The sequence below is a fragment of the Engelhardtia mirabilis genome (assembly GCF_007748095.1).
GTDB lineage: Bacteria > Planctomycetota > UBA1135 > UBA1135.
Genome location: NZ_CP036287.1, coordinates 6,828,607 through 6,853,868, shown reverse-complemented (window position 1 = coordinate 6,853,868; position 25,262 = coordinate 6,828,607). Strand labels below are relative to the sequence as shown.

Annotated in this window: 20 protein-coding genes; 16 read left to right on the top strand and 4 right to left on the bottom strand. The window is 69.7% G+C overall.

The genetic code is table 11. From position 1 onward, the window contains the following. Nucleotides 1-28: 28 nt before the first annotated feature. Nucleotides 29-1,690, top strand: a complete 1,662-nt coding sequence (gene murJ, locus Pla133_RS25325; RefSeq protein WP_419191959.1) for a murein biosynthesis integral membrane protein MurJ — start codon at nucleotides 29-31, stop codon at nucleotides 1,688-1,690. A gap of 7 nt (nucleotides 1,691-1,697) precedes the next feature. Here murJ and Pla133_RS25320 read toward each other — a convergent pair whose 3' ends face one another. Beyond that, on the bottom strand, nucleotides 1,698-2,318 hold the full coding sequence (locus Pla133_RS25320) for a hypothetical protein (RefSeq protein WP_145070614.1): 621 nt from the start codon (nucleotides 2,316-2,318) through the stop codon (nucleotides 1,698-1,700). A gap of 202 nt (nucleotides 2,319-2,520) precedes the next feature. On the opposite strand from Pla133_RS25320, the gene Pla133_RS25315 reads away from it, so the two are divergent. Beyond that, on the top strand, nucleotides 2,521-4,767 hold the full coding sequence (locus Pla133_RS25315; protein ID WP_145070612.1) for a protein-disulfide reductase DsbD family protein: 2,247 nt from the start codon (nucleotides 2,521-2,523) through the stop codon (nucleotides 4,765-4,767). Further along, nucleotides 4,768-5,031 carry a hypothetical protein gene (locus Pla133_RS25310; protein WP_145168543.1) on the top strand — a complete coding sequence of 88 codons (264 nt, stop codon included), beginning with the start codon at nucleotides 4,768-4,770 and terminating at the stop codon, nucleotides 5,029-5,031. 105 nt (nucleotides 5,032-5,136) lie between these two features. Here Pla133_RS25310 and feoB read toward each other — a convergent pair whose 3' ends face one another. Beyond that, complete coding sequence (gene feoB, locus Pla133_RS25305) at nucleotides 5,137-7,368, bottom strand: ferrous iron transport protein B (RefSeq protein ID WP_145070608.1); 2,232 nt, start codon at nucleotides 7,366-7,368, stop codon at nucleotides 5,137-5,139. A gap of 13 nt (nucleotides 7,369-7,381) precedes the next feature. Further along, on the bottom strand, nucleotides 7,382-7,615 hold the full coding sequence (locus Pla133_RS26805; RefSeq protein ID WP_419191958.1) for a FeoA family protein: 234 nt from the start codon (nucleotides 7,613-7,615) through the stop codon (nucleotides 7,382-7,384). Nucleotides 7,616-7,897: 282 nt separating this feature from the next. On the opposite strand from Pla133_RS26805, the gene rpiA reads away from it, so the two are divergent. Further along, nucleotides 7,898-8,584 carry a ribose-5-phosphate isomerase RpiA gene (gene rpiA, locus Pla133_RS25295; protein WP_145070604.1) on the top strand — a complete coding sequence of 229 codons (687 nt, stop codon included), beginning with the start codon at nucleotides 7,898-7,900 and terminating at the stop codon, nucleotides 8,582-8,584. Between the two features lie 121 nt (nucleotides 8,585-8,705). On the opposite strand, the gene Pla133_RS25290 is transcribed toward rpiA, so the two are convergent. Then, nucleotides 8,706-11,606, bottom strand: coding sequence for a YncE family protein (locus tag Pla133_RS25290; protein ID WP_145070602.1), 2,901 nt, complete (start codon nucleotides 11,604-11,606; stop codon nucleotides 8,706-8,708). Between the two features lie 1,077 nt (nucleotides 11,607-12,683). Here Pla133_RS25290 and Pla133_RS25280 point away from each other — a divergent pair. The 12 genes from Pla133_RS25280 to flgL all read left to right on the top strand — a co-directional run bounded on the left by Pla133_RS25280 (nucleotide 12,684) and on the right by flgL (nucleotide 25,259). Further along, nucleotides 12,684-13,139, top strand: coding sequence for a flagellar hook-length control protein FliK (locus Pla133_RS25280; protein WP_419191957.1), 456 nt, complete (start codon nucleotides 12,684-12,686; stop codon nucleotides 13,137-13,139). A 47-nt stretch (nucleotides 13,140-13,186) separates the two neighbouring features. Next, the gene (locus tag Pla133_RS25275) at nucleotides 13,187-13,696 is read left to right on the top strand and encodes a flagellar hook capping FlgD N-terminal domain-containing protein (protein WP_145070595.1); all 510 of its coding nucleotides are present in this window, start codon (nucleotides 13,187-13,189) and stop codon (nucleotides 13,694-13,696) included. A 14-nt stretch (nucleotides 13,697-13,710) separates the two neighbouring features. Next, the gene (locus Pla133_RS25270) at nucleotides 13,711-15,636 is read left to right on the top strand and encodes a flagellar hook-basal body complex protein (RefSeq protein ID WP_145070592.1); all 1,926 of its coding nucleotides are present in this window, start codon (nucleotides 13,711-13,713) and stop codon (nucleotides 15,634-15,636) included. 436 nt (nucleotides 15,637-16,072) lie between these two features. Further along, a complete protein-coding gene (locus Pla133_RS26800; RefSeq protein ID WP_419191956.1) occupies nucleotides 16,073-16,777 on the top strand; it encodes a flagellar hook-basal body protein in 705 nt (234 codons plus the stop codon). 28 nt (nucleotides 16,778-16,805) lie between these two features. Then, on the top strand, nucleotides 16,806-17,588 hold the full coding sequence (gene flgG / locus Pla133_RS25260; RefSeq protein WP_145070588.1) for a flagellar basal-body rod protein FlgG: 783 nt from the start codon (nucleotides 16,806-16,808) through the stop codon (nucleotides 17,586-17,588). Between the two features lie 15 nt (nucleotides 17,589-17,603). Then, a complete protein-coding gene (gene flgA, locus Pla133_RS25255) occupies nucleotides 17,604-18,542 on the top strand; it encodes a flagellar basal body P-ring formation chaperone FlgA (protein WP_145070586.1) in 939 nt (312 codons plus the stop codon). A 41-nt stretch (nucleotides 18,543-18,583) separates the two neighbouring features. After that, nucleotides 18,584-19,213: a flagellar basal body L-ring protein FlgH gene (locus tag Pla133_RS25250; RefSeq protein WP_145070584.1), complete on the top strand. Its 630-nt coding sequence runs from the start codon at nucleotides 18,584-18,586 to the stop codon at nucleotides 19,211-19,213. 61 nt (nucleotides 19,214-19,274) lie between these two features. Further along, nucleotides 19,275-20,546, top strand: a complete 1,272-nt coding sequence (flgI, locus tag Pla133_RS25245; RefSeq protein WP_145070582.1) for a flagellar basal body P-ring protein FlgI — start codon at nucleotides 19,275-19,277, stop codon at nucleotides 20,544-20,546. Between the two features lie 13 nt (nucleotides 20,547-20,559). Next, nucleotides 20,560-20,985, top strand: a complete 426-nt coding sequence (locus tag Pla133_RS25240; protein WP_145070580.1) for a rod-binding protein — start codon at nucleotides 20,560-20,562, stop codon at nucleotides 20,983-20,985. Beyond that, nucleotides 20,982-21,455, top strand: coding sequence for a hypothetical protein (locus Pla133_RS25235; protein WP_145070578.1), 474 nt, complete (start codon nucleotides 20,982-20,984; stop codon nucleotides 21,453-21,455). The genes Pla133_RS25240 and Pla133_RS25235 overlap by 4 nt, the downstream gene beginning before the upstream one ends. A 3-nt stretch (nucleotides 21,456-21,458) precedes the next feature. Further along, on the top strand, nucleotides 21,459-23,816 hold the full coding sequence (gene flgK, locus Pla133_RS25230; RefSeq protein WP_145070576.1) for a flagellar hook-associated protein FlgK: 2,358 nt from the start codon (nucleotides 21,459-21,461) through the stop codon (nucleotides 23,814-23,816). Nucleotides 23,817-23,828: 12 nt separating this feature from the next. Beyond that, nucleotides 23,829-25,259, top strand: coding sequence for a flagellar hook-associated protein FlgL (gene flgL, locus Pla133_RS25225; RefSeq protein WP_145070574.1), 1,431 nt, complete (start codon nucleotides 23,829-23,831; stop codon nucleotides 25,257-25,259). The last annotated feature ends 3 nt before the right edge of the window (nucleotides 25,260-25,262 follow it).

Here is a 25,262-nt window from a genome sequence, read left to right as displayed (position 1 = left end):
CCGCATCGAGCCGCATCGCTCGGAACCCGTGAGCACCAACCAGACCCCTCGAGACGACGCCCCCGTGGAGGGCTCAGCCCACGTCGTCGATCGCCACAAGGGGCTCGTGCGTCGGACCTTCCTGGTGTCCGGTCTGACCCTGGCAAGTCGCCTCCTGGGCTTCGTGCGCGAGGTCCAGTCCGCGATCCTGTTCGGGGCCACCTCGCCCATCTACGACGCCTTCCTGACCGCCTGGCGGGTCCCCAACCTGTTCCGCCGCTTCTTCGGCGAGGGCGCCCTGTCGACCTCGCTCCAGGCGGCGATGACCGAGGCGGACGCCGAGCACGGCGACCTGGCCGGACGGGCCCTGTTCCGCGCGACCCTGCGGGTCACGACCTTGATCCTGGTGGGCCTGTGCGCCGTCGGAATGGCCATCGGCCTGTTCGCGCCGGGGCTCGCTGAGTCCGGCCTCTTCGGACCGCCGCCGGGCTCCGAGGCCGTGATCGAGCTGACCGTGCGCGTGCTGCCCTTCCTGGTGCTGGTCTGCGTCGCGGCCCTGTGCGCCGGAGCCCTGCAGGTGCGCGGCGAGTTCCTCGGTCCGGCCCTCGCTCCCGTGGCCATGAACGTGGTCTGGATCGCGACCCTGGCCTGGATCGACTGGCAGCACGCCGGCGACGACCACCTGACCCAGGCGCGACTGCTCGCCGGCGGAGTCGTCCTGTCGGGCCTGGCCCAGCTCGCGATCCAGCTCCCGGCCCTGCGCCGCATGGGCCTGGTCGGCAGCCTCCCCGGCGAGCGCCCGCCGGTCGCCGCAGCCCGCGCCGGGATCGCCGTCCTTTCGGCCAGCGCGCCCTTCGCCCTCGGCGCCGCCGCCTACCAGATCAACGTGATGATCGACGGCCTGATGGCCGAGGCCCTGATCGCGGCCGACGGCGGACCGACCGCCCACTACCTGGCCAACCGGGTGCAGCAGTTCCCCCTGGCCCTGATCGCCATCGCGGCCACGTCGTCGGTCTTCCCCTCGCTCAAGGCGCTCGGTCACCTGAACCGCCTGGGCGAGCTGCGCTCCCTGCACGACCGCACCCAACTCGCGGTGGCCTTCCTGGCCCTGCCCGCCGCCGCCGGCCTGGCGGCCCTGGCCCTTCCGATCAGCTCGGCCCTGTTCGAGCACGGCCAATTCGATGCGAACGGCGCCGCCCGCGTGGCCCACGCCTTGGCCTACCTGGCGGCGGCCCTGCCCGCCGCCGGTGCGGTCGGCCTGACCAGCCGCGTCTACTACGCCCGCGGCGACCTGCGGACGCCGGTTCGCATCTCGATCGCAGCGCTGGTCGCGAACACGGTGCTGAACTTCGTCTTCCTGCGCTTTGCCGGGATGGACGTGGACGGCTTGGCCTTGGCCACGGCGATCACGGCTTGGGGCAACCTCTTGGCGCTTCAGCCCGGCCTGACACGCGGCCTGGGTCTGCCGGCGGCCCAGGCCGGACTGACCCGACGCCTGGTGCGAATCACGCTCGCAGCGGCCTTGTCCGGCTCCGCCGCCTGGGCCGCGGCGCTCGCGACTGCGCCCCTGAACGACGGCGGCGGCCCCTTGACCTGGCTGCGCCTCGGCCTGGGCGTGGCCGCCGGCGCCCTGGTCTTCGCCGCCGCCGCGCGCGCCCTGGCCCTGCCCGAGTGGGGCCTCATCGCGAGCCGCCTCCACTCGCGCCGCTGAGGACCCCTCAACCGTCGCGGAACTCGCGGATCTGATCGATTCGGCGCGCGGCCTCCTCCGGGAACACGGCGGCCTGCAAGCGCTCGAACGTGAGCTCCGACCCGTCCGGACGGCGCAGGATCAGGATGTCGCCCTCGAGCGACACCGCGTACTCGCGCGGGGTGTAGACCGCCTCGAGCTCGAGCTGGGAGGAGAAGTTGCTGTGGGCCAGGATCGACGAGGTCTGCAGCACGCCGTCGTCGGTCAGGCGCCAGTGGTGCACGCCGGCCTGCACCCGCAGGCCCCCGTCGAAGAGGTTCGGCTCGGGCTCGCGCGCGTGGACGATCAGCGTCAGGTAGCCCACCTTCTCGATCGTCATGTAGCCGTAGACCGGGGCGTTCGAGAGGTCGTTGACCACGTGGTCGAAACGGGTCAGTTGCCAGTTGCCCGGCAGACCCTCGGTCAGCTTGCGGCGCAGCCGCGCGCGAACGCCGAGCAGCCCGGGGGGATCCTCGGGCGGGTTCTCCTGGTCCACCTGAGCTTCCCGCAGGCCGACGCCGAAATTCGCGGGCGCCAGGACCGTCGGCGCGGGGCGCAGGAGGGCCGCTGCGATGCCGGCGGCGAGCAGGATCTGAGATCGGCGGTTCATCGGGAGTCTCCGGAGTCGGGAGCGTGGACCAGGGGCCGAGTGGGAGCCTAACGCCATCGCGCGCGGCGCGGGTCCGGGGCCCGTCTCCGGCCGGTCATGTCCCCGCGAGGGTCGTAGAATCCCCGATCCGAGGCCGGCCGTCCCAGGCGCTCGCAGCGCCCGTACTCGGACGAGCCAATCCCCCCGGCCCGCGAATCGATCGATGACATTCAACCGCCTCCTCGCGACGGTGCCGCTGGTGCTGCTGTCGCTCTTGACTCTGCTGTCTCCGGAAGCCGAAGCGGCAGCCCAATTCGGCCTGGGCGGCGACCAGAAGGCACAGGCGACCCTCTGGGTGCGCAGCGAGGGCGAGCGCGTGCGCGCGGTGGTCCGCTTCGAGATCGATCCCGGCTGGCACCTCTACCACGATGACCTGGGCCCGCCGGACGCGATCGGCATGCCGACGACGGTGACCCTCGAGGCCGCCGGGGTCACGTGGGACGCGCCGGTGTTCCCGACGCCCCACCGCTACGTCCAGGCCGGGCTGGGCGAGGACGGCGGCGACACCTACATCCAGGGTCACGCGGACCAGCTGGTGGTGAAGGTCGACGGGGTGTTGGCCGACCCCGCGGCGAGCCTCTTGCCCTCCGGTGTCACCGCTCGGCTGAAGGGCCTGACCTGCGAGGACGACGGGGTTTGCATCCCCTACAACGAGACCGTCGCGGGCGCTGGTGCCGGCCCTGACAACTACTTCGCCGACTTCCTCGCAGCGGCGCCCCAGGCCCAGGTCGAGGAGGAGGACGACTTCGACCTCGACAGCTTCTTCGACGGCCTCGGCGGCGCGGACGACGACGAGATCGTCGCGGCGCAGCTCTCCGTTCGCAGCGCGGGCGACGATTCGGTGCGCGCGGTGCTGGTGCTCGACATCGCGGACGGCTGGCACCTCTACCACACCGAGCTGGGACAGCCCGACGCGGTCGGCAAGCCGACCAAGGTCGAGATCGAGGCGCCGGGGGTCGAGTGGAGCGCGCCGGTCTTCCCCGAGCCCCATCGCTTCGAACAGCCCGGCCTCGGCGACGGCGGCCGCGACACCTGGATCCTGGGTCACGAGGGCCAGGTGGTCGTGCTGATCGAGGGGCACGTCGACGTGGGGAGGTCCGTCCCGGCGCCCGGAGACGTGACGGTCACCCTCGACGGCCTGACCTGCGAGGAGGACGGCGTTTGCATGCCATTCGCGGCAACGGTCCGGGGCTCGGGTGCGGGCTCGGACGAGCTCTTCGCCGGGTTCGCAGCGCTGCAGACCCGTGCGACCGCGAAGTCGCCCACGGGCACGGACAGCTCCGCCAGCGGCGATGCCGCGGAGAGCAGCCCCGCGAGCGACCGCCCCACGGACGCCGATGGGGCGCCCGAGCAAGCGCCCGACGACGGCCTCGTGGCCTTCCTCGGCCTGGCGATCTTCTGGGGCCTGTTCACGCTCCTGATGCCGTGCACCTACCCGATGATCCCGATCACGATCAGCTTCTTCACGAAGCAGGCTGATGCGCGGGGCGGCAAGGTCCTGCCCCTGGCCCTCGCCTACGGGGCCGGGATCGTGGGCATCTTCGTGTTCATCGGCGTGGTGGTCGGCGGTCCGATCATCACCCTGGCCACGGACCCGATCTTCAACACGATCATCGGCCTGCTGTTCTTCTACTTCGCCCTGGTGCTGTTCGGCGCGATCAACATGAACCCCCCGCGGTTCCTGATGGACGCCGCCGGCAAGGCCTCCACCAAGGGCGGGCTGATCGGCGTGTTCCTGATGGGCGCGACCCTGGTGATCACCAGCTTCACCTGCACCGCGCCCTTCGTGGCCAGCCTCCTGTCGGTGGGCGCGACCGGCGGGGGCGGCGTGGGGCGCGTGGTGATCGGCATGGCGGTCTTCGGGCTGACCATCGCCCTGCCCTTCGTGTTCCTGTCGCTGCTCCCCGGCCGCCTGGCGTCGATCCCCAAGAGCGGCGCTTGGATGGGCACGCTCAAGGTCGCCCTGGGGTTCGTCGAGCTCGCCGCGGCGTTCAAGTTCTTCTCCAACGCCGACCTGGTCTGGGGTCTGAACGTGCTCTCGCGCGAGCTGTTCCTGGCCCTGTGGATGGCGATCTTCGCGGTGGCGGGAGCCTTCGTCCTGGGCTTCATCAAGCTCAAGGGCGAGAGCGGCGAGATCGGCCCGATCCGCATGTTGGCGGGCCTCGGCTTCGTGCTACTCGCGACCTACTCGGGCTACGGCGCGAGCGGCCGCATGCTCGATCCGATCATGACCGCGATCGTGCCGCCTTACAGCCACAGCATCGCCAACGAGGTCTCCGGCGCCTCGAGCGGCGCAGGAGAGTCGCGTCAGAAGGGCCACACGATCGTCGAGGACGATTACGACGGCGCCCTCGCCCTCGCGCGGCAGGAGGGCAAGTTGCTGCTGGTGAACTTCACCGGCCACACATGAGTGAACTGCCGCAAGATGGAGAAGTTCACCTTCCCCAGCGCGGCGGTCGCCGCGGAACTCGTCCCCAACTTCGTCGAGGCGCGCCTGCACACCGACGGTCGGGTCAACATCGACCGGATCCAGGGGCTGCAGCGAGACCTGGCCGGCACGGTGGCCAATCCCTACTACGTCGTGGTCGACCCGGCCACGGGTGAGCGCTTGGGAGAGGGCCCCTACATGTCGGCTCAGAAATTCGCCCAGTTCCTGCAAGACGCACGGAGCTGAGCGGCTGTAGGCACCCGATCCTGTGGCCTGACTCCCGATGGGGAGCCGGCGGGCGCAGCGGCGCCGGCTCCTGTCCGTAGATGGATCGGGGGCGCGCGGGCGGTGCTACTCGAAGCCCAGCAGCCTGCCGCCCTGGTAGACGGTGAAGCTGCCGACCCAGGCCAGCACGGTCATGTAGCTGAGCATGAACAGGGGCCAGCGCCAGCTCTTGGTCTCGCGCTTGACCACCGCGATGGTGCTCATGCACTGGGCAGCCAGGGCGAAGAAGACCATCAGCGAGACGCACACCAGGGGCGTGAAGACCTTGCTGCCGTCCGGTCGCTTCTCGGAGGAGAGGCGTTGGCGGAAAGTCGCGGTGTCCTCGCCGTCGTCCTCGAGCCCGTAGACGATGGCCATGGTGCTGACGAAGACCTCGCGCGCGGCGAAGGAGCCGATCAGGCCCACGCCGATCTTCCAGTCGAAGCCCAGGGGCGCGATCGCGGGCTCGATCCCGCGGCCCAGGCGACCCGCGTAGCTCTCGTTGAGCTGCAGGCTCGAGATCTCCGCTTCGACCTTGGCCAGGCGTTGTTCGGCGGACTCGAGCGCGGCTGGATCGGGTGCAGCCCCACTCCGCGCGTTGTCCACGGACGCCTCGGCCGCGCCGAGGCGTCCCGCGAGCTCGGGCCCTAGCTCGGGATCCGCCGGGAAGCTCAGCAGGGCCCACAGGGTGATCGTGGCGACCAGGATCACCGTGCCCGCCTCGCGCACGAAGATCGTGCTGCGCTCCCACATGGTGCGCAGGACCCCGAGCAGTTGGGGCATGCGGTAAGCGGGCATCTCGAGCAGCAGCGGCGGGTTCACGCCCGCGAAGACCGTGCGGCTCAGCACGGCGGTCGCGATCAGGGCCACCACCGTGGCGAACAGGTACATGCCCGCCATGATCAGCCCCTGCTGGAACGAATCGCCCCTGCCGGGCGGGTACAGGGCCGCGATCAAGAGGGTGTAGACCGGCAGCCGCGCCGAGCAGGTCATCAGCGGCACGACCATCATCGTCAGCAGGCGGTCGCGCTCGCGCTCGATGGTGCGCGTGGCCATCACGGCCGGGATCGCGCAGGCGAAGCCGCTCATCATGGGCACGAAGGCGCGCCCGTGCAGGCCACAGGCCTTCATGATGCGGTCCATCAGGAAGGCCACCCGAGCCATGTAGCCCGTGTCCTCCATCACCGCCACGAACAGGAACAGGAGCAGAATCTGGGGCAGGAAGACGAGCACACCGCCCACGCCGGCGATCAGGCCGTCGACCACGAAGCTGCGTAGGAAGCCCTCGGGCAGGGCCGGGCCGACCACCCCTCCGAGCCACGCGAAGAGCGACTCGATCGCGCCGATGGCCGGGTCGGCCCAGGCGAAGAGCGCCTGGAAGACGATCGTCATCAGGGCCAGGAAGATCGGGAAGCCCAGGAGCGGCGAGAGCAGCACCCGGTCGATCGCGCTCGTGAAACTGTCACGCGCCGATGCCCGCGCGGTGACGACGCCAGCGGTGTGCTCCTCGATCCAGCCATAGCGCCCGGCGACGACCTCCTCGTCGATCGAGCGACCCTCGACGCTGGCCCGCTCGTGGGCGGCCGACGCCGCGGCGCGCAGGCGTCCGTCGATGCCGCGCAGCTCGTCCCCCTCGTCGAGGGAGAGCAGGGCCCAAACGGCCAGGGCTCGCTCGCGACGCGGGTTCCCGTCGCGCCAGGTGGGGGGCAGGGCCGCGTGGACTTCGTCCACGTCCCGGCGCAGGGCGTCGGTGCCGGGCTCCCAGCGCCAACCGGGCCGCGCCTCGGGCTCGCCGTCCAGCACCCCCGCCAGAGCCGCGCGCAGGTCGTCGACACCCTCGCCACTGCGCGCCGAGAGGGCCACCACCGGCACGCCCAGGGCGCGCCGAAGGCGCTGCACGTCGAAGACGCGGCCTTCCTTGGCGAGCACGTCGGTCAGGTTGACTGCGACCACTGTCGGCAGGTCGAGTTCGATCACCTGCAGCGCGAAGTAGAGGTTGCGGCCGAGTTGGGTGCCGTCCAGCACCAGCACCACGGCCCCCGGACGCTCCTCGCCCTCGAGCCCGGCAATGGCGCGCACGGCGATGCGTTCCTCTTCCGAACGCGCCGACAGGGAGTAGCTGCCCGGCACGTCGAGCAGCCGCGCCACACGGCCTTCGCTGCCGAGCCGGACCAGCCCTTCGTGGCGATCCACGGTGATGCCCGGATAGTTGCCCACCTTGGCCCGCGCGCCCGTGAGGCGGTTGAACAGCGCCGTCTTGCCGGTATTCGGATTACCCGCCAGGGCCACCAGGGGCGGAGGAGTAGAGGCTTGGATCAAAGCTCGACGAGCCTCAGCTCACCTCGACCGAGAGGATTGCGGCATCGGACATCCGCACGCTGAGCAGCGAACCGCGCACCTCCAGCTCCAGGACTCCACCCAAGGGCGCCGCGCGCACGACCGAGACGCGCGAGCCCGGCAAGAGGCCCAACTCCATCAACCGACGTCGGAACAGCCGCTCGCCGCCGAGGCTGACGAGGCGACCGCCCTGTCCGGGACGAAGCTGATCGAGGGTGGTGGTGACCAAGTGAAGAATCGGGGTTGGAGGCGTAACCGGTGGTCGTTCCGCGCGGTCCACGGGGCGGAGGGGCGGGGGTTGGTGGGCCCGGGCGGGGAGGGTTCTCGCAGGGCAGGTTCGCTCGCGCTGCCGGCCTAAATGAGATTCGGTCGCAAAGAGGGGGGAGTATAGCCCTTTCATCGGCGCGCAGGGCGCTTGTCTGGGCTCCGACGCCCCTAAACAATCGCGGCCCCTCTCGATCGATCCGACCCAGTCCGGGCGCGACGAGCGCCTCCCTCCGAACAAGCCCCCATGAGCCAGGCCAAACTCGCCGCCGGCCGCCGTGCAGCCGACCTCGTTCCCGATCGCTCGACCCTCGGCCTGGGGACCGGATCCACGGTGCGCTTCTTCCTGGAGCGGCTCGCGGAGCGCATTCGCGACGAGGGCCTCGAGGTGCGCGGGGTGCCGACCTCGATCGACACCGAGACCGTGGCGCGCGAGCTCGGCATCCCCCTGGTCGGTCTCGACGAGGTGGATCTGCTCGACTTCACCGTCGACGGCGCCGACGAGATCGACGCCGAGTACCGGATGATCAAGGGCGGCGGCGGTGCACTGCTGCGCGAGAAGGTCGTGGCTTCGATCAGTCGGCGCGAGGTCATCGTCGTAGGCCGCGACAAGGTCGTGGAGCGGCTCGGGACGACCTTCGACCTGCCGGTGGAGGTGGTGCCCTTCGCCCTGCCGGTGGTGGCGCGACAGATCGCTCGGCTGGGCGGCGAGCCGCGCGAGCGGCAGGCGGCCGGTGGGGGCGAGTACCGCACCGACAACGGCAACGCCGTGCTCGACGTCCACTTCGAGGGCGGCATCGAAGACCCGGAGGCACTCGAGTTGACCCTGGCGGCGACCCCGGGAGTTGTCGAGTGTGGGCTCTTCCTGGGCCTGGCCGACGCCGTGGTGATCGCCGACGACGACGGCACGGTCGAGGTGCGCGAGAAGGGCTGAGCGGCCCTGACCTCGCATGCGGGCCCCGCCCGAACGGCAGCGGCCCCCGCGATCGTGAGGATCGCGGGGGCCGCTGCGCTGGGGGCCGAAGCCCGAGTCGTGTGGGGTCAAGCCCCCTTGATCACAGGCTCGAGATGAAGGCCAGGATCGCCTCGATGTCGGCGTCCTTGTCGGTGCTGACCAGGGAGACTTGGACCTTCGAGGCCTGGGGAACGATGTCCTCGTGGCCGCGGATGTCGTGGAACTCGTTGAACCACTTGAAGGTGGTCGGGTAGTTCGCACTGCCGTAGACCGGATCGTTCATCTGCGAGTCCGGGTCGACGATCGCCCGCAGCGACACGAGCGAGTTGTCGTGCATGTACGGGTAGGTGTGGAAGACCGCGAGCTTGGTCGGAATCGAGAACAGCTTCAGCTTGCGGTTGAAGACCTTCTTCGGCCCGAGCGGGTCGAAGAACGGATCCAGGGGGCAGGGGTAGCTGTTCGGGTCGTCCCGCTCGAAGTTGTCGTCCGAGTCCGGGTGGATCGGGGTGTAACCCTCGATGTCCGAGTAACCGTCGAGGTTGCGGTCGAAGTCGGGGAAGCCGTCCAGATCCTCGTCGCCGTTCACCTGGGAGTTGACCGCGCGGATGTTGAGCTGCGCGATGTTCTCCTGCAGGTTGAGGCAGTTGTCGTCGTGGACGTAGCCGAACTCCAGACCGTCGGTGTAGATCGGGTCGAGGAAGTCAGCGGTGAACAGGCGCGTGCTGCCGTTGACGGCGTCGGCCTTCGGGTGACAGGCGATACAGCCGGCCGCGCGCTGGGTCGGGTTGAGGCCCGTGTCGTTGGTCCCGAAGAACAGGTCCTGACCGTAGGCCGCCAGCGACGTCAGGTCGCCGGTGACCGGATCGAGGTTCGGGTTCAGGGGGAACGGGATGACCTTGTGGTAGTCGATCAGGCCTTGCTGCTCGACGTCACTCATGATGCCCGTGCCGCCGTTCTCGCCGCCGAACATCGGGCCGGTCTCGCCCAGGTTGACGCGGACGCCCTTCCAGAGCAGCAGACCGGAGCCCAGGGGGCCACCGTAGACCGGCATGGTCGTACGCGGGCCGGCGGGGCGGTCCCAGCTCTTGCCGTCCTCACCACCTTCAGCGTGGCAGGAGTAGCAGGAGTTGTTGAAGTTGCCGGTGGTCTGGGCGCGGGAGGCGTCGTGGAACAGCTCCTGGCCGATGCGCTCGCTGACGGTCTTCTGGTCGGGGCCGGTGATCGTGACGATCTGGTCGGCCTCCTTGGTGATCACGCCGGTGGCGTAGTCGACGCGCAACACGCTGAGCGAGGTGGTGACCTCGTTCTGGATGTAGATCAGCGCGTCGTCGTTGCTGGTGGCCGGGTCCGGCACGACCGTCCAGCCGATCGGCATGTCGCCGATCGCGGTGGTCAGGTCGAGCGGCGTGCGCTCCACGTGGCCGTGACGGGGCGGGAAGACCGTCTGCAGGGTCATGTCCGAACCGTTGACGTCGTAGAGGAAGACGTCCTCGGAGCCCTGGTTCAGCATCAGGACCTTGTCACCGGCCGCGTTGTAGTCGGCGCGGTAGGGCTGGCCGGCGCGGTAGCCCATCTTGTTCAGGCCCGTGCCGGTGGTGCCGAGCACCACGCGGACGCCGTTCGAGAGGCCGATGTCACCGTTGTTGGTGTTGAAGGTCGCGCCCTGGAAGGAGACGACCTGGCCGTCGAGCACCGGCGAGTTCGGGATGGCGATCGAGCCGGCCCACTGGTCACCGACGCTCGCGCTCATCGCGATCGAGCCCTGCAGGTCGACCAGCAGGGTGCCCAGGGGCGGCACCGGGATGTTGGTCTCGATGCCGTACCAGACGAAGCCGAGCACGCCGGCGCCGTTGACGCCGCTGAGCACGAAGTCGGCCGAACCGCCGAGGACCGGCGAGCCGGAGCCGCCGAGGGTCACGATGCCCCCGCCGATGCTGCGGCCTTGGCCGCCGAAGGGCACGTACTTGGCCGGGGTCAGCGTGTCGGTCAGCTCGTGGTGCAGACGATTCGACGCGTCACCGGGGGCGTTGTAGCTCCCGGTGACGAGGTCGAGCATCGTCAGCGAGGGGTACACGCGGTTGGCGAAGGCCCCCGCGATCGCACCCGCGAAGTCGTGGGTGGTGTCGAAGTTGATGTTCAGCAGGACCTGCGGAACGAGCGCGCGGGTGCCGTCGGGCGAGATCGCGATGTCGTCCGAGAAGGTCGGGTCACCCTGACTCGCGACCGTGTGGTTCGGGATCGGGTTGTTGATCGGGTGCAGGTCGTAGTCGTCCTGGTTGATGCGACCGCCCTCGGCCACGGCGGTCGGGACACCCGAGCCGTCGAGGGTCACGTCGAGGATCGAGATCCACGGCGACTTCCAGTGGGTGACGTAGATCTTCGCCGAGTCCGCGGTGACCGAGAACAGACGCGGGTTGGCCAGGTCCGGCACCCCGTCGAAGTCCGTGTCGATCTGGTCGATGGTCTTGCCCGGGGCGATGTGACTGAGGTCGTCGTCGTACTCGTGGCGAGCCAGCTCGGCGTAGGTCGTCGCGTCGAGCAGCAGCACTTCGCTGGAGCGGAAGGCGGTGACGACGAAGAACTTGCCGTTGGGCGACAGGGCGATGCCGTAGGGCTCGGTGCCCACGTCGGTCAGCAAGGATTCGACGGTCTTGGTGGCCACGTCGATCACGCTGATGCTGCCGCGGATCTCGGCGCCGGTGAAGGGCGTCACGAAGTTGGTCGTGAGCGGCACGTTCCCGCGCCGGTTGACCACCAGCAGCTTGGTGCCCGCGGCGTTGAAGGCCAGGTGGTTGGGCTGGGCCCCGACCGCGATCTCCGCGACCACGGCGCCGGTGGCGACGTTGACCTGGGAGACCGAGTCGTTGTCGTGGTTGACCGTCCAGACGAGGTCCGAGTTGTTCGGGTCGACGAGAACTGCGTGTGCCTGGGTCTGGGCCGACACGTAGGTCGCTCCAAAGGCGAGCACGCTCGCTGCAAGTGCGGTGGTGCGGTGTTTCATACGTCTTTGCTGTGGGCTGACGAGGTCGCCGAGGGCCAGGCTCGTCTAGGACGGGAGTACGGGTGGTTGCGATCCAGCCCGCCGACACGGTTGTGCGGCAGCGAGCGGGAGTTCTGTGGGCGTGGGAGATCCCCGGTGACCTGCACCGGAAACATATCTGGCCCGCCCAGCCGAGGTCGGTTCGCCTGTCCAGATGACGGCGAACCCGCCACTGGCAGGGGTCTTCGGTTGTAGGGGTCGGGCCGGGAAGCCGCATGAGGCGGCGATTACCAGCCCTCCAGGCGTCTCGACGGGTCCGGGACCGGGGCCAAGCGGATTGGGCGGAAGGGTCTTCTCGATTGTTCCGGACTTTCCGGGCCCGTCAGGAAGGGCTTTCCGTGGGGGGCCGCCAGGGCCCTTTGCATGACCGCCCGCGGGGGCCCGGCGGCCCCTGCGACGGTTGGCACCCGGCTTGCGACCAGGCTCGGCATGGAGACCATCGAAAGTCTCTCTGGATTGGAGTCCCTTGGACGGCCGCCCGGCACGGGGCGGCCGTCCCGTTCCTACCTCGACGCCGCCCACGGCGTCGACAGGGGATCGCGGGACAGCGCCTTCAGCGCCGAACTCCGACGGAACAGAGAGTCCGAGCACATCTCGGAACAGCAGGCCGAGGCCCGCCAGCGGGCGGATCGCCTGGAGGAACGCCGTCTGGGTCGCGAGGAAGGCAAGGCAGAACGCCCGGAGGAGAGGGCCGCCGAGCAGCGGCCGCGACGCTCCGGACGCCGCGAGCGAGACCCGGTGGAGGGTCCCGTCGATGGGCCCCAGCGGCCCCAGCAGGAGGCCCCCGCGCGCCGCGCGGAGGCCAGAGGAGATGTCCCCACCGGCGGCCCCGGCGACGCGGCCGCCCGCCCCGGGCCGGGTCCCGACCCTTCCCCGCAGGTCGTGCCCGCGCCCGGATTCCCCGGCGGCCCGCACCCCGGCCCGGCCGCCGCCCCGCCGCCGGCCGCTGCGCTGCCCGCCGCCCAGGCTGCCCGCCCCGGTGCGGCCCGCATGGACGCCCCCGCCCAAACCACCGTCGACCCGGATCGGTCTCGATCCGTGCCCCGCACCGCCGCCGCCGAGCGCCCCGGCCAGGCGGCGGACATCGAGCGCGCCGCGCGGGTCCTCGAGCAATTGAAGGCGGCCCTGCGCCCGGGGCTGCGTGAAGCCGTGGTCCAGCTCGACCCCGGCGAGCTCGGCCGGGTGACCGTGCGCCTGTCCTTGGACGGCAACACCGTCTCGGCCCGCATGGAGGCCGAGTCGCCCGAGACCCTGGAGCTGATCCAGCGCCACCTGCCCGAGCTGCGCGCCGCCCTGGCCGACGCCGGCTTCGACACCGCCGAGGTCGCCCTGACCCTGGCCGATCCCTCCGACCGCCGACCGGACAGCGGAGCGCCCGAGCGCCGCGATCCGGGCGCGGACCGGCGCCGCGGCCCACAGGCCGGCGAGCGCACCAACGACCACGACCCGCGCCCCATCCGGCACGGGTCGTCCGAGGTCGACACCTACGCCTGACCTCACCCCCCTCCTCAGCGCCCGCGACCCCCTCCCTCAGCTCAACCATGGAAATCAACGCCACCTCGCCGACCTCGACCACGTCGAGTTCCGGCCTCGCCGGCTCTAAGGAGCTCGACAGGGAAGCTTTCATGAAGCTCCTGGTGAGTCAGCTCGAGAACCAGGACCCCATGGAGCCCGTCAAGAACGAGGACTTCGTGGCCCAGCTCGCGACCTTCTCCAGCCTCGAACAGCTCGAGTCCATGAACTCCGGCATCGAGGGCCTCTTGTTCATGAGTCAGGCCGACTCGATCGTCTCGCAGCTCGCCGAGGGCAGTGCCCTGATCGGCAAGGAGATCGGGTGGACGGACCCCGACACCGGCGCCGGCAACACCGGCATCGTCGACTCGGTCAAGGTCCAGGACGGCATCGCCAGCCTGATCTCGGGCCCGGTCAGCGTGCCGCTCTTCTGGGTCGAGACGGTCCACGAAGCGGGCGCCGACGGCGGCTCCGACGCGGCCGGGACGACCGTCGACAACGCGTCGGACTCCGAGACCGACACCGAAACCAGCGCCTGATCGGATCCTGATCCATGACACGTGCACTCGTCTCTGCCCTCAGTGGTCTGCGGGCCCATCAAGGCTGGATCGACGTCATCGGTAACAACCTCGCCAACACCAACACGCCGGCCTACAAGACGGCGCGCGCGGTGTTCTCGACCCTGATCAGCCGCACCCTGCGTGAGGGCAGCCCGCCCACGGACTCCCTCGGCGGCACGGATCCGATGCAGGTCGGCCTCGGCGCACAGCTCGCCATGGTCGACCGCGACCTGGGCCAGGGCGCGCTCGACATCACCGGGCGCACCTTCGACCTGGCCATGCTCGGCGAGGGCTACTTCACCCTCTTCGACGGCAACCGAGACGTGTTCAGTCGCGTCGGATCGTTCAGCCTGGACTCGAAGGACAACCTCGTCGACCAGCGCACCGGCTACCGCGTGCTCAATCCCAACGGTCAGGCGATCAAGATCGACTCCACCGGTGTCGTCCCGCCCAAGACCACCTCGGCCATGCAGTTCGAGGGCAACCTGCCCTCGGAGATCACCGGCCCCCTGGCGGAGACGCTCTCCAGCGCCTCGGCCATCTACGAGGGCACGGCGGCCTCGATCACCGGCGGCGCGACGGGGCCCTTCACGCTGCCCGCGGGCGAGGCCTACACCATGGAGCTGGCGATCAACGGGGGCGCACCCCAGCTGGTCTCGATCTCGGTCCCCGCCTCGGGTGTGGTCACCGCCCAGGACGTGGCCGACGAAGTCAACAAGCTCGACCACATCACCGCCACGGTCAACGCCGACCAGTCGCTCTCGATGGTCAGCGACAAGACCGGGGAGAAGTCGACGATCAAGGTCACGCCGGGCGCCGCGGGCAAGGACCTGGCGGGCGCCGTGGGGCTGTCGACGACGTTGGTGGCGGGCACCGAGACCCTGGCCGGCCTGTCATCGAACCTCAATCTGCTCACGCTCAACGACGCGGACTACCTGAACGGGGACACGCTCGAGATCAGCGGCACCGAGGCTGACGGCTCGATCGTCCAGGCGACCTTCGTCTACGGGACCGACGGCACGACGATGCAGGACCTGGTCGACTTCGTGAACGCCCAGTTCTCGAGCGCCGAGGCCAGCTTCGACGCCAGCGCCGGCAAGTTGGTCTTCAGCGCGGAAGAGAGCGGCGAGTCCGACCTCAGCCTCGTGATCAGCGACGGCAACGGCCAGGTGGGCCAGAGCCAATGGGCCACGGCGGCCTTCGCCGTGACCACCAACGGTGCCGGCCCGGACACGGTCACCACCTCGATGGAGGTCTTCGACCCCGCGGGCGGCAGCCACATCCTCTCCTTCGACTACGTGCGCCAGGACGACAACTCCTGGACCATGACCGCCTCGCTCCCCAGTAGCTCGGGAACCGTCACCGCGGGCACCGTCTCCAACATCCGCTTCAACGAGAACGGTTCGCTGCAGACACCGCCCTCGGCCGACATCACGATCCAGTTCAACGGTGGCTCGAGTCAGAACATCAAGCTGACCTTCGGTGAGGCGGGCAGCTTCGACGGCATCACGCAGTTCGGCTCGGCCACCAACCTGGTGGCCTCGGGTCAGAACGGCTACGGCGCCGGCACCCTGGCCAGCATCTCGGTCGGCACCGACGGTGCGATCGAGGGCTTCTACACCAACGGCCAGAGCGTCGACCTGGGCGCCATCGGCGTGACGACGTTCACCAACCCGCGCGGCCTGGAGGAGCTCGGCAACAGCTACTGGGGCGAGACCTCCAACAGCGGCCAGCGCCTGACGGCTGCGGGGGCCGGCAACGGCGCAGGTGAGGTGATCGGCGGCGCCCTGGAGCAGTCCAACGTCGACTCGGCCGCGGAGTTCGTGCGCCTGATCCAGGCCCAGCGCGGCTTCCAGGCCAATGCGCGGATCATCTCGGTCCAGGACCAGCTCCTGGAGGAAGTCGTCAACGTGGTCTGACCCCAGGGGCGCTAGCCCTAGCCCCCTGAGGTCCCTGGCGACCCGCACCGGCCCCGACCGGTGCGGGTCGCTTTCGTTCGGGCGTACTGGTCGTACGGTGCCGCGACCATTTTGGTCGTACGGTGCCGCGACCATTTGGCCCATCGGCGATCAGCGGCGCTGCGAATCGGGAGCGCTTGCGCGCCGATGGGCCAAATGGTCGCGGCACCGTACGACCAGTACGACCAAAATGGTCGCGGCACCGTACGACCAGTACGACCGCCCCACGACCGCGCGAGAGCGACCCGGCCACCGGAAAGTCCTTCCCCGGGAGAAACCTCGGCGCTTGCCGGGCGGAAGGACTTTCCCGCGACGGGCGTGCTCGCGGCTCCCGGACGCCCCTACGGGCCCTGTGGGCCCACCGGTCGCTTGGCACCGCGCTTGCGACCTGACCGGTATGGATTCCGGTCTCTACTCCGCCGTCGGCTCGATGCGCAGTTCCCTGCGCTCGCTCGACGTGCTGGCCCACAACCTCTCCAACCTCGGCACCCACGGCTACAAGCGCCGCAGCCCCAGCGCCAAGCTGTTCGACGCCCACACCGACTTCGGCCAGACCCGAGCCATCGGCACCCGCGGTTGGGTCGACCACGGCCAGGGCGGCCTCGATCAGACCGGCGACGACTTCCACCTGGCCCTGATGGGTGAGGGCTTCTTCGCCGCCGAGTCACCCGAGGGCGAGGTCTACACCCGCGTCGGGCGCCTGTCCTTCGACGCCGATGGGAACCTGACCACGGCCGAGGGCTACCCGATGGCCTGGGAGAACCAGGAGGTTGCTCTCAACCCCAGCGGCGAGGCCCCGGTGATCGACGACAACGGCCAGGTCTACCAGGGCCTGGTCAGCATCGGCCGCCTGAAGTTGGTGGCCTTCGCCGACAAGCGCGACCTGAATGAGACCAGCGCGGGCTACTGGCTCGCCCGGCCCAAGGCCCAGCAGGTCCCGCCCGACGCCCAAGTGCGCCAGGGCTTCCTGGAGCGCTCCAACTCGGAGGGAGTGGTCGAGCTGATCGACCTCGTCGAGAACCAGCGGGCCTACGAGATCGCCTCGAAGGCCGTCACGCAGATCGACCAGAGCTACCGCCGGCTCAACCAGGGTCGTTCCTGAACCACGGCCCCCCAACGGAGACTGATCGATGATCCGCGCCATGCGCACCGCCGCCTCGGGCATGACCGCCCAGCAGATGAACGTCGACACGATCGCGAACAACATCGCGAACGTGAACACGACCTCGTTCAAACGCGACCAACTGTCGTTCCGCACCGCCCTGTACCGCACCTATCGCGAGCCGGGCGCCGCCACCGCGGGCAACTTCTCCAACCCCACCGGCCTGCAGGTCGGCTCCGGGGTCGAGGTCGGCAGCTCGCTCAAACTCCACGAGCAGGGCGACCTCGAGTTGACCAACAACCCGCTCGACATCGCCATCAACGGCCCCGGCTACTTCCGCGTGCAGCTCGGCAACGGCGAGTTCCGCTACACCCGGGACGGTTCCTTCCGCCAGGACGGCGACGGTACGGTGGTCACCGCCGACGGCTATCGCCTCGATCCGCAGATCAAGATCGACGGTCTGACCAGCATCGCCGTGGGCCAGGACGGCAGCGTCTCCGGCGAGACCTCCTCGGGCGGTCGCACCAACGTCGGCGCGATCCAGATCTTCCGCTTCGCCAACGTCGGCGGCCTCAAGGCCACCGACGCCAACCTCTTCTCCGAGACGCTCAGCTCCGGCCCCGCCCAGCAGACGGTGCCCGGCGACGCCGGCGCCGGCTTCCTGCGGCAGAACTTCCGCGAGCGCTCGAACGTGCAGATCGTCGAGGAGCTGATCGAGCTGATCCAGGCCCAGCGCAACTACGAGGTCAACAGCCGGACGATCCGGGTGGCCGACGAGATGCTGCAGCAGGTCGGCCAACTCATCCGCTGAGCGGAGCTCCTGACCATGTTGATCCTCGCATCCCTATTGCTGTCGACCGGCGTCACCGTCGTGCTTCCCGCCGAAGCACGGGTGACCGGCACCCAGATCGTGCTGGGCGAGATCGCGGACGTCGTCGCCGACGACGCCCAGCTCGCCCGCGCGGTCGAAGAGGTCCGCATCGGCTACGCTCCGGCGCCGGGCTACAGCCGCCTCCTGCGCAACGACCAGATCGGCCTCGAGCTGCAGAAGGCCTTCCCCGACGTGACCTGGACCTTCAAGGGCCAGCCGGCCACGCGCATCTGGCCCGTGGTCCACACCATCTCCGCCGACAGCCTGGTGGCTGCAGCCCGTGCGGAGCTGTCTGCGGCCTCGATCGGATTGGACGTCGAGTACGTGCTGTCCTCGCAGTTGCAGGACGTGCGCGTCCCCGGCCTCGAGAACGCGTTCCGACTGCGCGGAGCCCTGGACCGGCCGACGCTGGAGACGGGCGGCCTGACCGTGCCGGTGCAAGTGCTGTTGAACGGCGAGGTCTACCGCACGGTTCACACCACTTGGGACGTGAAGGTCTGGCAGGAGCTGCCGGTCCTCGCCCGTCGCACCGTGGCCGGCGAGCCCTTGAGCGCGAGCCTGTTCGAGACCCGACGCGTGCTGCTCGATCCGCGCAACGAGGGCCAGCCGGTGCCCATGGCCTTGATCACCGGCTCGACCGCCGCGCGCACCCTGCGCGAAGGCCAGGTCGTCACTGCCGCCGACGTCCACAGGCCGATCGCGATTCGCTCCGGCGACGCCGTCTTCGTCGAGGTCGTCCGCGGCTCGGTCACCGCGCGGGTGATCGGCACCGCCATCGGCTCGGGCTCCCTGCGCGACAAGGTCCTGGTGCGCTTGGACCTCTCCGGCCGCGAGATGCTCGGAACCGTCGAGAGCTCCGAACTCGTGCGCGTCGAGCTGGGTCTCGACCGCTGATCGCCCGACCGACCCCTCCCCTCAGCCAGCTACCTCATCCCATGCGTTCCCGAGTCCTCCTGCTCTGCCTGGCCATCGCAGCGGCCACGCCCGTCGACAAGGTCGCCGCCCAGGTCCGGCCCGGGTCGATCTACGACGTCGAGCACGGTCCCATCGACCTGATCGCGAACAAGACGGCGCGTCGCGTGGGCGACCTGGTGACCGTGCTGATCAGCGAGACCCAGGACGTCAGCAACGAGGAGAGTTCGGGCATCACCAAGGAGACCGCGCTGACCTACGAGTTGCTGAACCTCGACGTCCTGCCCGGCGCCTTCGACACCCTGCCCAGCCTCGACGCTTCGTCCAGTTCGGAGTTCGGCGGCCAGGCCACGGTCTCCAAGCGCGGCACCTTCGAAGCCCGCCTGACCGCCATGGTCGTGGACGTGCTGCCCAACGGGAACCTGGTGATCAGCGGCCGTCGCGAGGTACGCGTGGACAAGGAAGTCAAGCTGATCGAGTTCTCCGGTGTCGTCCGCAAGTACGACGTGAGTGCGGCCAACACGGTCACCTCCGAGCTCGTGGCCGACGCACGCGTCGCCTACACCGGCAACGGGCCGCTGACCAAGGCCTCCGCTCGCAACGGCTTCGGCGCCTGGGTCTTCGACGCCCTCGACTGGCTCTGGCCCTTCTGATTCCGGCTGCCACTTCGCCGCGTGATCCGTCCAACAGCCGCCTTCCCCCGCACTCGCTTCCATGTCTGCCACGCTCCTCGCCCTGCTGCTGCAAGTCCCGGCGGCCACCCTGCCGACCGGCAGCCCCTGGCCCACGGGCCAGACCGCGCCCGTCGCCAACGCCGGCGTCCAGCGCGAGGTCTACGTGGGCGGGATCGAAGCCGCGCAGCCGATCGCCGGGCAATCCAGCTCGAGCGTCGTCACGCGCCCGCGCATCGACCCGCAGCTCGCCCGCGGCAGCGACGGCAGCCTCTCCGTGCGCGTGCGCGACCTGGCGCGGGTGCGCGGTCAGGAAGACAACATCATCCACGGCATCGGCCTCGTGACCGGCCTCGCGGCCTCGGGTGATTCCGGCCTGCCGGCGCGCCAGGCCATCGCCAACCTGCTCAAGACCAAGAACATCAACATCGAGCCCTCCCAGTTGGCCACCAACAACGTGGCCGTGGTCTGGCTCGAGGCGACGCTGCCCCCCGGCGTCAAGCCGGGCTCCAAGCTCGACGGGCGCGCCTCGTCGATCTACGACGCCGAGAGCCTGGTCGGTGGCACCCTGGTCTGGGGCGAGCTGACCGACCCCACCGGTCGGCAGGTCTACGCCACGGCCAGCGGCCCGGTCAGCGTGGGCGGCTTCTCGGCCGGCGGCGACGGCGCGTCCGCGGTCCGCAACCACCTGACCGTCGGGATCATGCCCGACGGGGTCAAGGTCGAGCGCGAGGTGCCGACGAAGCTCGTGATGGACCAGGGCTACCTGTACCTGGACCTCAAGGCCAAGACCGGCAGCTTTGGCAACGCGGTGCGAATCTCCGATCGCGTCAACGAGATGATCCCCGGCATCGCCGTGCCGATGGACGGCATGAGCGTGCGCGTGGAGGTGCCCGGCTGGGTCACGCCCTCCGAAGAGGTGCGCTTCCTGAGCTCGATCCTCGAGCTGGGCGTGCAGCCCGAGGCTTCCTCGCGCGTGGTGATCAACGAACGCACCGGCGTGATCGTGCTCGGCGAAGAGGTGCGCCTGACCCGCGGCGCGATCACCAAGGGCAACCTGACGGTGACCATCGCCGAGTCGCCCGAGGTCAGCCAGCCGGCGCCCCTGTCCGAGGGCGAGACCACCGTCGTGCCGCGCACCAACCTCTTGATTGAAGAGGAGCAACGCGCCCTCTCGATCATCAACGGTGCCGCCTCGCTCCAGGAGGTGGTCGAAGTGCTCAACGTGCTGGGCGTCAGCCCGCGCGACATGATCGAGATTCTGCAGTCGATGGCGCAGTCGGGGATGCTCCACGCAGACCTCGTGATCCAGTGAGGAACGTAGCCAGATGATCGACAACAACTTCGATGGCCTGACACGAGCGCGCGAGGCCGGCATCGATGCCGGCATCGGCGGGCTGCGCAAGGCCGACCAGCTCAAGGCGCGCATGCAGAACGCGGGCGTGGACAAGGTCGCCCGCGAGTTCGAGCGCCTGTTCGCGTCGATGCTGGTCAAGGAGATGCGCGCGACCCTGCAGGACGGCATGTTCGGCAAGGGCGCTGGCAGCGACACCTACGGCGCTTGGTTCGACGAGCACATCGGCGCGTCCCTGGCGGACACCGGCGCCCTGGACATGGCGGGCATCCTGCGCGCCGGTCTGCCCCAGGGCGAGGTGATCAGCGCCGAGACGCTGGAAGCCGAGCGCAAGGGCGAGGCTCCGCCCGCCGACGACGAGGTCGACACTGCCGCGGATGCGAGGCCGCTCGAGCGATGACCTGGCAAGCCTGGCTGCGTAAGGCCGAGTCCTGGGCGCAGGAGGAGCAGGGCGCGCAACTGCGCCTGCTCGAGGCCCTGCGCGAGCACGAGGCCAGCCTGTCGGGCGGCGATCCGGGCGAGATCGAGCGCACCCTGGGCCTGATCCGCGACGCGATCTCGGGCGAGAACCAACGCGCACGGCGCCGCCGCGAGTGGCTCGGCGGTCTCGGCAGCGCCTGGGGCGTCGAGCCCCTGACCTTGACCCTGCGCAGCGTCGTCGAACGCGCGGGCGAGGCCGGCGGCCTCCTGTCGCGGCAGCGCACCGACCTCGAAGCCACCACACGCCTGGTGGTCGAGACCGCTCGGCGGGTCTCCCTGATCGCGCGCCAGCAGCGCGCCGTGGTCGGCGAGATCCTCACCATGTTCACCGGCGTCGACCCCACGGTCGGCGGCGACTCGCGCGGCGCCCTCGTCCACTTGGAGGCCTGACCCATGAGTCGCATCGGTCTCGGAACCGGCCTGCGGGCCCTGTTGGCCTCCCAGTTCGCCCTGAACACGGTCGGCCAGAACATCGCCAACGCCAACACGCCCGGCTATTCGCGCCAGGGCATCGAGCTCGGCGCCAGCCGACCCCAGAACCTGGGGCGCTTCTTCGTCGGTAGCGGCGTCGAAGTGCTGGGCGTCAATCGCAAGATCGACGAGCTGCTCGAGCGGCGCATCCTGACCCAGACGGCAATCACCGGTCGCCTGGACCAGACCACTTCGACCCTCTCGGAGATCGAAGCCCTGTTCGCGGACTTCGAGGGCTACGGCCTGGGGTCGCAGATGGACGACTTCTTCTCTTCCACGGCGCAGCTCTCGGCCAACCCCCAGGATCCGATCCTGCAGTCCGGCGTGGTGCAGTCCGCGGTGCAGATGAGCGCGCGCTTCCAGTCCCTGTACACGGGACTGCAGGACCTGGGCAGCGAGATCGGCGTCCAGGCCAAGGTCCTCTCCGGCGACGCGAACCAGTTGGCGACCGAGATCGCGCGCCTCAACGGCGAGATCGCCCAGGCGGAGTCGGCCGGGGTTCTGGCCAACGACCTGCGCGACTCACGCCAGCTCGCGCTCAAGGAGCTCTCCGAGCTGGTGGACGTCAAGGCCACCGAGGACGGCCAGGGCATGGTGCGGGTGCAGGTCGCCGGCAACATCCTGGTCAACGGGACCACGGCCCAGAAGCTGACCGTCGAGACCAATGCCAACAACGAGCTGGCCCTGCGGATCTCCGGCTCCAACGGCTTCGTGCCGATCGAGGGCGGCCGGCTGGGCGGGCTGGTGGACGTGCGCGAGGGCACCATTCCGGGGCTCGGGAGCGAGCTCAACGCCCTGGCCCGCGAGCTGATCATCTCGATCAACGCCAAGCACTCGGTCGGTGTGCCGGCTTCGGGTTCGTTCCAGAATCTCACCTCCAGCTACCAGGCCAAGGATGTGGACGGCGACGGCCAGGCCGGTGACGAGCTCCTGCGCGACTCGCTGCCCTTCGCGGTGACCGACGGCAACCTGGTCGTCAACATCTCCAACCGCGACACGGGGGCGATCGAGCGCTACGAGATCGAGATCGATGCCGAGCGCACCACCGTCGACCAGTTCGCGGCGGCGCTCTCCAAGGTCCCGCGTCTGAACGCCGAGCTGGACCCCTTCGGTCGCCTGCAGATCGTGGCCGACGCCGGCTTCGGCTTCGACTTCTCCAAGCGCCTGGACCCCAACCCGGATCCGGACGGCACCTTCGGCGGCGGCGGAGCCTCCCTGGGCACGCCCGAGGCCGGCCCCTTCAACCTGGCCGACGGCGACACCCTCGAGATCGAGGTCCCGGCCGGCGGCGGCGGCACTACCACGGTGCAGGTGGAGTTCGACCTCTCCAGCTTCGTCGACATCACCGAAGCGACCGCCGACGAAGTCGCCGCCGCGATCAGCTCCAGCCCCGACGTGATCGCCGCGGGCCTGCGCGCGGTCGTGCAGGACGGCCACGTCTTCCTGCAGACCGAGGACACCGGCGCCAGCGCCCAGTTCACGGTCCAAGCCGGTTCGGCGATCACCGCCCTGGGCTGGGACGACAACGCCGGCATCCCGGTGACCGGTTCGGCGGACGCGGTCGACATCGTCGTCAGCGGCGTCTACGAGCTCTCCAAGAACAACACCTTCTCCTTCGTGCCGCGCAACGATGGCGTGATCGGCACGACGCCCGACCTGATCGTCGACGTCTTCGACGCCGAGGGCGAGATCGTGACCTCCCTGCAGGTGGGCGCGGGCTACCAGCCCGGGACCAAGCTGACGGTGGTCGAGGGCGTCGAGGTGACCCTGGGGCTCGGCAGCCTCTCGGCTTCGAACAACGACCGCGTGGCCTTCGACGTGGTCGCCGACTCCGACGAGTCCGACGTGCTGGTGGCCTTCGGGATCAACTCCTTCCTGACCGGCACCGATGCGTCCGACATCGGCGTGCGCACGGACCTGGAGTTCGACGCCTCGCTGCTGGCCGGCTCGGCCACCGGCGCCGAGGGTGACAACGGCGTCTTGCTGAGCATCGTGCAGCTCGAGTCCGAGCACCGCTCCGGGCTCGGCGGCGAGACGATCGGCGGGCGCTACGCTCGCACCGTGGGAGACTTCGGCTTCGAACTCGCCAGCGCCGACTCGGCCCTCTCGGCCAGCGGCGTGCTGGTCGACAGCCTCGAGAGTCGCCGCGCCGCCGTCTCGGGCGTCAACGTCGACGAGGAGCTGGTGGACATGGTGCGCTTCGAGCAGGCCTACAACGCCGCCGCGCGCTTCATCGACGTCGTCAGTCGGCTCGAGCAGGAACTGCTCCAAATCATCTAGGTCGATCGATCCATGCGAGTCAGTACCAACTCCCTCTACCGACGCCTCGTCGCCGGCATCAACGTGAACACCCAACGCATGGTTCGCGCGCAGGAGCAGGTCTCCTCGGGCCGCCGGCTGGTGCGACCGTCGGACGACCCCAGCGGGACGTCGCGGGTGCTGACCCTCGAGCGTGAGCTCGCGGACGCAGGCCGAGTACGCAAGTCGATCGGTCTGGGCCGCACCTTCGTGGACTCGGCCATGAGCACCCTGCAGGAGGGCTCGGGCCTGCTGGCGGAGGCGCGCTCGCTGATGATCCAGGGCATGAACGGCACCGTCGACCCGAAGTCGCGCACCGCGATCGCGGACCAGATCGACCTCCTGCGGCTCGAGATGCTGGAGCTCGGCAACCGCAAGAGCGCCGACCGCTTCCTGTTCGCCGGCTCGCAGACCGGTGACGAGCCCTGGATCGACCAGTCCGTCGGCGGCTACAAGCGCGTCAGCTACGCCGGCGACGAGGCCACCCAGGACCTGCGCCTGGGCGGCGGCGTGACCATCGGCCTGAACGTGCCCGGCACCGAGGCCTTCGCGAAGGTCGAGCCCGGCGGCGTGACCTTCTCCGGCCTGACCGGACTGGCCAAGGGTCTGACCGCCTCCGAGGGCACGGCCTGGGAGTCGATCACGATCCGCAATACCGGCGTGGACCTGGGCAACCTGGCCTCGGTCGGCATCACCGCGGCGGGGAGCGGCTCGCCCACGCTCCTGCAGACCGAGGACATCGTGGTCGACGCCGCCTCGGGCACGATCCGACTGGGCAATGGCCCGGCCGTGAAGCTCCCGGCGTCGAGCTCGCCCTCATCCAACAGCGTCAAGTTGACCGACGAGCACGGCGGCCAGCTGGTCGTGGATGCGAGCGGATGGACCGGCGCCGACTACAGCGGATCGGTGTCGGGCACCGGCACGATCCAGCTCGGCAGCACTCCGGCTCAGGCCATCGACTTCACCGACGGCGACTTCCGCCTGCAGAACGCCGCCACCGGCACGGTGCTGCACGTGGACCTGTCCGAGGTGCGGCGCGCGGGCGAGGAGCTGATGCAGTTCTCCGGCAACGTCAACGTCTTCGACCTCCTGGCGGGGGTGTCGCAGGACCTGCGCAATTCCGCCGGCCTGACCGGCTCGGAGATCACCGATCGGCTCAACATCCGCCTGGGCGAGCTCGATCGGCACGCGGACAACCTGCTGGTCGCCGATGGCGTGCTGGGCTCCCGTTCCAAGCGCCTCGAGGACACGGAGAGTCGTTTCGGCAACGCCGTGGTCCAGATCAGCGGCTTGATCTCGTCGGTGCAGGACGCCGACTACGCGGAGGTCGTGCTCGACCTGCGCCAGGCCGAGAGCACCCTGCAACTGACCCAGGCGACCGGCACGCGCCTGATCCAGCGCACCCTGCTCGACTTCCTGCGGTGATCG

Coding starts and splice junctions, on each gene's coding strand:
- Pla133_RS25320 (WP_145070614.1), bottom strand. CDS start 2,318: ATGAACCGCCGATCTCAGATCCTGCTCGCCGCCGGCATCGCAGCGGCC.
- Pla133_RS25315 (WP_145070612.1), top strand. CDS start 2,521: ATGACATTCAACCGCCTCCTCGCGACGGTGCCGCTGGTGCTGCTGTCG.
- rpiA (WP_145070604.1), top strand. CDS start 7,898: ATGAGCCAGGCCAAACTCGCCGCCGGCCGCCGTGCAGCCGACCTCGTT.
- Pla133_RS25290 (WP_145070602.1), bottom strand. CDS start 11,606: ATGAAACACCGCACCACCGCACTTGCAGCGAGCGTGCTCGCCTTTGGA.
- Pla133_RS25275 (WP_145070595.1), top strand. CDS start 13,187: ATGGAAATCAACGCCACCTCGCCGACCTCGACCACGTCGAGTTCCGGC.
- Pla133_RS25270 (WP_145070592.1), top strand. CDS start 13,711: ATGACACGTGCACTCGTCTCTGCCCTCAGTGGTCTGCGGGCCCATCAA.
- Pla133_RS26800 (WP_419191956.1), top strand. CDS start 16,073: ATGGATTCCGGTCTCTACTCCGCCGTCGGCTCGATGCGCAGTTCCCTG.
- flgG (WP_145070588.1), top strand. CDS start 16,806: ATGATCCGCGCCATGCGCACCGCCGCCTCGGGCATGACCGCCCAGCAG.
- flgA (WP_145070586.1), top strand. CDS start 17,604: ATGTTGATCCTCGCATCCCTATTGCTGTCGACCGGCGTCACCGTCGTG.
- Pla133_RS25250 (WP_145070584.1), top strand. CDS start 18,584: ATGCGTTCCCGAGTCCTCCTGCTCTGCCTGGCCATCGCAGCGGCCACG.
- flgI (WP_145070582.1), top strand. CDS start 19,275: ATGTCTGCCACGCTCCTCGCCCTGCTGCTGCAAGTCCCGGCGGCCACC.
- Pla133_RS25240 (WP_145070580.1), top strand. CDS start 20,560: ATGATCGACAACAACTTCGATGGCCTGACACGAGCGCGCGAGGCCGGC.
- Pla133_RS25235 (WP_145070578.1), top strand. CDS start 20,982: ATGACCTGGCAAGCCTGGCTGCGTAAGGCCGAGTCCTGGGCGCAGGAG.
- flgK (WP_145070576.1), top strand. CDS start 21,459: ATGAGTCGCATCGGTCTCGGAACCGGCCTGCGGGCCCTGTTGGCCTCC.
- flgL (WP_145070574.1), top strand. CDS start 23,829: ATGCGAGTCAGTACCAACTCCCTCTACCGACGCCTCGTCGCCGGCATC.